A 6,260-nucleotide genomic window follows, 5' to 3' on the forward strand; every position below is an offset into this window, starting at 1 on the left:
AGGAGGCACAGTGGAGGGAACGAGCTTTGCCGCTTGCGGCGAAGCGAGCGATCCGCAACTTGTGCCGACGAAGCGGGCGGCAATGCACGCTTGGTCTCTGCCCTGTACGTACAGCCCACCGCCGCCATAAGCCCTCGTACTGGGGGGGCCGGGGTCGAAGGCGCCGGGGGCGCCTTCGATGAAAATCCATGCGAAGCCTCCTTTTTGAAAAGGCGGAAAGCCCCCCGGCCCTTCTTTCCCCCCATTTCTTCGGGAAGAAATGGGGGCGCCCGCCGCGTCGGAGGCGCCGGGGGCGCTTCCGATAAAAATCCAGCGAAGCCACCTTCAAAAAAGCGGCGCGCCCCCCGGGGTACCCCGGCAAATAACTGCGGGGGCAAGCCCCCGCCCTACAGTGCATGGCAATTTCCGCGCCAGCCGGGCTTTTACCAGACGGGCGACCACAGGTCGCCCCTACGGACGGCGCGCCGAGTCGTCGCGCCCCACGGGCCAGCGGTTGCGGGGGCAGACGGGCGGATGATATCCGCCCCTACAGGGCTGGGTGATTTCCGCTGCCTGGTTCGGGCAAAATAAAAACAGCGGGTATTCTGCATTTCGCAGAATACCCGCTGTTTTCTGTTTACTTCATCTCCAGGCCGCTCAGGTACCGCCTTGCCAGGTCGAAGGCGTGGGAGGCGGCCACGTGGCGCACCCGCTCCCGGCCCATGCCCTGCTGGATTTTGCGCACCCAGGTGCCATCGGGGGCGGCCAGGGCCAGGTAGACCAGCCCCACCGGGTTGCCCCGCTCGTCGGGGTCGGGGCCGGCCACGCCGGTGGAGGCCACCGCGATGTCGCAGCCCAGCACCCGCCGGGCCCCCTCGGCCATGGCCCGGGCCACGGGCTCGCTGACCGCGCCGTACTGCTCCAGGAGGGCCTGCTCCACCCCCAGGACGGTGTGCTTCACCTGGGTGGCGTAACTCACCACGCCCCCCCGGAACACGGCGGACACCCCGGACAGGTCGGTCATGCGCTTGGCGATGAGGCCGCCGGTGCAGCTCTCGGCGCAGCCGAAGGTGAGGCCCTTCTCCTGCAAAAGCCGGAACACCGCCGCCTCCAGGGAGGGCACGTCGGCGCCGTAGATCAGGGGGCCGAATTTGGCCCGCAGCCGCGCCTCCACCGGGTCGATGAGGGCGTGGGCGGCCTGTTCATCCTCCGCCCTGGCGGTGATGCGCAGCTCGCACTCCCCCTCCTTGGCGTAGGGGGCCAGGGTGGGGTTGGTCATGGCGTTCATCTCGTCCCGCAGCTGGGCCTCCATGGAGGACTCACCGATGCCGAAGAGCTTCAGGGTGCGGGAGACGATCACCCCGTCGGCCAGGCTTTTCAGGTAGGGCACCACCCGGTGGGTGAACATGGCCTTACACTCCCGGGGCGGGCCGGGGAGCATGATCACCCGGACGCCGCCGGCCTCAAAGGCCACGCCGGGGGCGGTGCCCCAGTCGTTGTCCAGCACCGTGCACCCCTCGGGGAGCATGGCCTGCTGGTAGTTGTTCTCCGTCATGGGCCGGCCGGCGTGAAGCCGCTGGAAGTAGGCCTCGATGCGGCGGGCGGAGGGCTCATGGAACACCAGCGGTTTGCCGAAGCACTCCGCCAGCACGTTCTTGGTGAGATCGTCGCAGGTTGGGCCCAGGCCGCCGGTGGTGATGATAATGTCCGCCCGGGTGCGGGCCAGCTCCACGGCGGCGCGGAGCCGCTGGGGGTTGTCGCCCACCACCGTGTGGTAGTAGACGTTGATGCCCAGGGCGGACAGGCCCTGGGAGAGCATCTGGGCGTCGGTGTTGGCAATATTTCCAAGCAGCAGCTCGGTGCCCACGGCGATGAGCTCGGCGGTATGGGACATGGGATGCACTTCCTTTGCTGATTGGGGTTACTCCGCCAGGGCCTTTGCCACATCGGCGAGGTAGTTGGGCTGGAAATCCTCGATGGTGCCCGCGTCGCAGGCGGCGGCCGCCGCCGGGTCGATGGGCAGGCGGGCCAGCACCTTGAGGCCGTGCTGGGCGGCGGTCTGGTCGATGTGGCTCTCGCCGAAGACGGCGTGGCGCCTGCCGCAGTCGGGGCACTCATAGTAGCTGTAGTTCTCCACCAGGCCCAGCACCGGGATGTGCATCATCTCGGCCATCTTCACCGCCTTGGTGACGATCATGCTCACCAGCTCCTGGGGGGAGGTGACCACGATGATGCCGTCCACCGGCAGGGACTGGAACACGGTGAGGGGCACGTCGCCGGTTCCCGGCGGCATATCCACGAACAGGTAGTCCACGTCGCCCCAGATCACGTCAGTCCAGAACTGCTTCACCGCCCCGGCGATGACGGGGCCCCGCCACACCACCGGGTCGGTCTCGTTCTCCATGAGCAGGTTGAGGCTCATGATCTCAATGCCGGTCTTGGTCTCCACCGGGTAGATGCCCAGCTCGCTGCCCTCGGCCTTGGTGTGGACGCCGAAGGCGGTGGGGATGGAGGGGCCGGTGATGTCGGCGTCCAGCACGCCCACCTTCTTGCCCAGCCGGCGCATGGCCACGGCCAGGGAGGAGGTCACGGTGCTCTTGCCCACGCCTCCCTTGCCGCTGACCACGGCGATCACCTTCCCGATGTGGGACAGGCCGTTGGCCGGCGCGCGGAAATCCTGGGGCGTGGTGCGCTCCGAGCAGCTCTCGCCGCAGGAGGAGCAGTTGTGGGTACATTCGGACATGATAATCGTTCCTTCTTTCCTATGTGATTAACAGAGTTTTGGGTGGGACGGCCGGGCGGCCGCCGGGTTCGGGCCCGCGGATGCCTGACGGGCGCACACGCAGGTGCGCCCCTACGAGTACACGATGTAGGGGGCGACCTATGTGTCGCCCCGCCGGTCAATAATGGTAGCTCCCCCCGCCGATAAACTCCCGGATCAGGGAGTCGGGGGCCACCAGGGCGGGATCCACCGGCTCGAAGTACCGGAAGGCGTCCACCAGGTCGTGGAACTCCCGGCAGCGGGGGTTGTCCTCCGGCACCTGCTCCACGGCGGCCCGGAGGGCGCCGGCGTAGTGGGCGAACACGGGCACCTCATACCGCAGGGAGGAGTCGATGATCACGTGGGCCCGGCTTTTGAAGGGGGAGATGTAGGTTTTCTCCCCCCGGCGGACATTATACCACATGAGCAGGGTCTCCAGCAGGTCTGTGCCCCGGAAATTGTAGTCCCGCACCGCCCGGCGGGTGATGCGCATCCAGGTGCCCTTGAAGCGCAGCGCCTCCCCCTCCAGGATGTTGGAGCGGGCGGAGATGTACATGCCCGTGGCCTCCGGGTGGCGGCCGGCGATGTCGTCGTTGAGGGCGTGGATGCCCTCGAAGATGGCGATCTCGTTCTTCTCCAGCTTGAGGGGGGTGCCCCGGCTGTCGTTGCGCATCTGGCGGGCGAACTCGAAGTGGGGGACGATCACCCACTCCCCCCGGGACAGCCTGGAGAAGGTGTCGTCCAGCAGCTCCATGTCCAGCAGCAGGGGGGACTCGTAGTCGATGTCCCCCTCGGGGGTGCGGGGGGCGGTCTTGCGGTTGAGGGTCTTGAAGTAGTTGTCCAGGGAGATGGTGTGACTGTTCACCCCCCGGCGCTCCAGCTCCTGCTCCAGCTTCATGGCCGTGGTGGTCTTGCCGGAGCCGGAGGGGCCGGACAGCAGCACGATGGGGCTGAGCCGTATCCGCTCCAGGATGGTGTCCACCGCCGTGTGGATGCGCTCCTGGTAGTGGGCGTCGCACTCGGCCAGGAAGGCGGCCGGGTCTTTGCGGATCTTGTCGTTGATCTCACTGAGCTGATAGGGCATGGTTTCCCTCCTTTACCCGTGTTGGCGGCAGAACTCCGCCACCCTGGCCTTGTCGGCGCAGATGGCGTCGATCTTCTGAATGTACTCCTGGGGGTACTTGGCGTTGGCCACCCGCTGGATGTATCCGGTGTGCCGGTCCACCAGCTTGGTGACCCCGCCGCCCCCCAGGGAGACGATGGTGTGCAGTTCCTCCATCATGCAGATGTTGTACAGGCTCTCGGTGCCGGGCAGACACCAGCCCACGTTCTCAAAGGAACCGGACATGTACTTCTGCCGGTAGAGGTAGTAGGGGATCTGGCCGCTCTCCCGCAGGGCGGCCCAGGCGTAGTCCAGCATGGCGGCCACGTCCTCTCCCGGGGGTAGCGGAGTTTCGCCCTCCATGAGGCGGGAGCCCTTTTTCAGGGCCAGGGTGTGCACCGTCACGTTCTCCGGGGCTAGGGAGAGCACCTGGTCCAGGGAGGACCGGAAGCCGTCCGCGCTGTCGCCGGGCAGGCCGGCGATGAGATCCATGTTGACGCACCCGATGCCGCTCTCCCGCACCAGGGCGAAGGCCCCCAGGATGTCGGCGGCCCGGTGGGCCCTCCCCATGGCGGCCAGCACCGCGTCGGACATGGACTGGGGGTTCACCGACACCCGGTCACAGCCCCGGCGCTTCAGCACCGCCAGCTTTTCCGCCGTGATGGTGTCGGGCCGCCCCGCCTCCACCGTGTACTCGGTGCAGGCGGACAGGTCGATGTGCTCGGCCAGCTCCCCCATGAGCCGATCCAGCTGGGGGGCGGTGAGGGTGGTGGGGGTGCCGCCGCCGAAGTAGACGGTGCGCACCCGCAGACCGGCGTCGGCCAGCATGGCCCCGGTGGCCCGGATCTCCCTGGACAGTGCGTCCAGGAAGGGGTCGATCAGCTTCAGCGCCCGGCCCACGTCGGCGGAGACGAAGGAGCAGTAGGCGCACCGGGTGGGGCAGAAGGGGATGCCCACATAGAGGGACACCTCCTGCTCCCCCAGGCTGCGCTGGGCGGCCAGGCTGGCCTGGGCGCAGTCCATGGCCAGCTTCCTCCGGCCGGGGCTCACCCGGTAGGTGTCCCGCAGGACTTTTTCCGCCTGGGCGGGGGTGGCCCCGGCCAGCATGGCCTTGGCGGGGATCTTCACCGGCCGCACGCCGGTGAGGGCCCCCCAGGGGGGCTCCTTTCCCAGCGCCGCCGTGCCCGCGTCGTAAAAGGCCAGCTTGAGAATCCGCTGGAGGGCCCGGTCGGCGGACAGCCGGTCGGTGAGCTCCGACACCCGGCACCGGCGGGCGGCCCGGTATTCCGCCCCGCCCCAGGTCAGCGCCGCCGTGGCGGTGGCCCAGGTCTCTCCCCGGCTCAAAGAGAGCACCAAGGCGTCCTCCCCCGGCCCGGGGGGCGCGTCGGCGTACTCCGGCCGCTCCGTGGGGAAAAGGGTCAGCAGCATCTGTTCCGCCGCGTATTTGTAGTCATGTCCGCGATAATAGAGCTTCATTGGGCGTTTCCTTTCAGGGAGTGTAGGGGCGGATATCATCCGCCCGCCGGGAGACGCCGGGTATGCCCCCGCCCTTATCCCCTCAGGGCCTCCCGGATGTAGTAGTTGGTCTTGCGCTCCCGCTCCAGGGTGGAGGCGTCCATGTGGCCGGGGAGGACGCGGAAGTCGCCGGGCAGGTGGGCCAGCCGGGCCAGGGAGGCCATGATGTCCTCGTAGGAGCCGCCCTCGAAGTCGATGCGGCCCATGGAGCCCTGGAACAGGGTGTCGCCGGTGAAGAGGGCGTCCCCCACCAGCAGGCACACCCCGCCGGGGGTGTGGCCGGGGGTGTGGAGCACCTGGATGTCCAGATCCCCCAGCTTCACCACGTCGCCGTCGCCGTAGGGCACGGTGGGCGCGCCGATGGGGGGGAACACGTCGCTGCCCAGGCGGGAGGCGTCCGCCGGGTGGAGGAACACCGGCACGTCGGGGTGGGCGGCGTGGAGCTCGGCCACGCCGCCGGTGTGGTCGAAGTGGGCGTGGGTGAGGAGGATCCGCTTCAGCTCCGCCCCGTCGGCCCGCAGCTGGGCCTCAATCCGCGCCCCGTCTCCGCCGGGGTCGATTACCGCCGCGGCGTGGGTGTGCTCGTCCTCCAGCAGGTAGCAGTTGGTGCCCAGCGGGCCCACCTGCATGGTTTTGATGTTCATATCCTGTCACCTCAATACGCAAAGATGGATGTTTTGCTTCACACAGCCGCCGCAGGCACCCCGGTCTCTCAGGGGCACCGCACCGGCGGCGGCCCGGCGGGTCAGGCCGGTACAGCGCAGCAGCTTTCAGGGTTTGCGGGGTAACCGCGATGCGTGCCGCCCAAGGCGCGGCGTCGTCGGCCCAAGCTACGGATCGTTCGCTTCCGGGCAGGCCCGAAAGCTCATTCCCTCCGCTGGGCCCTTGCTCCCGTCGCGGCAT

General features: G+C 68.2%; 5 protein-coding genes. All 5 read right to left on the reverse strand.

Annotation, left to right across the window (positions count from 1 at the left end; genetic code table 11):
- Positions 1–616: 616 nt before the first annotated feature.
- Complete coding sequence (locus QZ378_RS11860) at positions 617–1,873, reverse strand: competence/damage-inducible protein A (protein ID WP_291258414.1); 1,257 nt, start codon at positions 1,871–1,873, stop codon at positions 617–619.
- 27 nt (positions 1,874–1,900) lie between these two features.
- Positions 1,901–2,722, reverse strand: a complete 822-nt coding sequence (locus tag QZ378_RS11865; protein WP_291258415.1) for an Mrp/NBP35 family ATP-binding protein — start codon at positions 2,720–2,722, stop codon at positions 1,901–1,903.
- A 157-nt stretch (positions 2,723–2,879) separates the two neighbouring features.
- Positions 2,880–3,824, reverse strand: coding sequence for an adenylyl-sulfate kinase (locus tag QZ378_RS11870; protein WP_291258416.1), 945 nt, complete (start codon positions 3,822–3,824; stop codon positions 2,880–2,882).
- 12 nt (positions 3,825–3,836) lie between these two features.
- Complete coding sequence (gene hemZ / locus QZ378_RS11875; protein ID WP_291258417.1) at positions 3,837–5,318, reverse strand: coproporphyrinogen dehydrogenase HemZ; 1,482 nt, start codon at positions 5,316–5,318, stop codon at positions 3,837–3,839.
- Positions 5,319–5,392: 74 nt separating this feature from the next.
- Positions 5,393–6,001: an MBL fold metallo-hydrolase gene (locus QZ378_RS11880; protein ID WP_291258418.1), complete on the reverse strand. Its 609-nt coding sequence runs from the start codon at positions 5,999–6,001 to the stop codon at positions 5,393–5,395.
- Positions 6,002–6,260 lie beyond the last annotated feature (259 nt).

Origin of the sequence: Flavonifractor sp. (assembly GCF_019422385.1) — a bacterium.
Classification (GTDB): domain Bacteria; phylum Bacillota; class Clostridia; order Oscillospirales; family Oscillospiraceae; genus Flavonifractor; species Flavonifractor avistercoris.